This window comes from Staphylococcus sp. HMSC059F04, assembly GCF_001812565.1.
GTDB lineage: Bacteria > Bacillota > Bacilli > Staphylococcales > Staphylococcaceae > Staphylococcus > Staphylococcus lugdunensis.
On sequence record NZ_KV809483.1, the window covers coordinates 1 to 213 of the forward strand.

The 213-nt window shown below is 37.6% G+C and carries 2 tRNA genes; both read left to right on the forward strand.

From position 1 onward, the window contains the following. Nucleotides 1–4 precede the first annotated feature (4 nt). A tRNA-Gly gene (locus HMPREF2864_RS11315) sits at nucleotides 5–79 on the forward strand. Between the two features lie 16 nt (nucleotides 80–95). Next, nucleotides 96–170, forward strand: a tRNA-Gly gene (locus HMPREF2864_RS12200). The last annotated feature ends 43 nt before the right edge of the window (nucleotides 171–213 follow it).

Consider the following 213-nt stretch of genomic DNA (forward strand, 5'->3'; position numbering starts at 1 on the left):
TTATGCGGGAGTAGTTCAACTTTTAGAACACATTCCTTCCCGGAATGAGGTATAGGTGTAAATCCTATCTTCCGCTCCAATTTAAAACCTTATATGCGGGAGTAGTTCAACTCTTAGAATACATTTCTTCCTGAAATGAGATATAGGTGCAAATCCTATCTTCCGCTCCATTTTTAAACTTATGCGGGAGTAGTTCAACTTTTAGAACACATT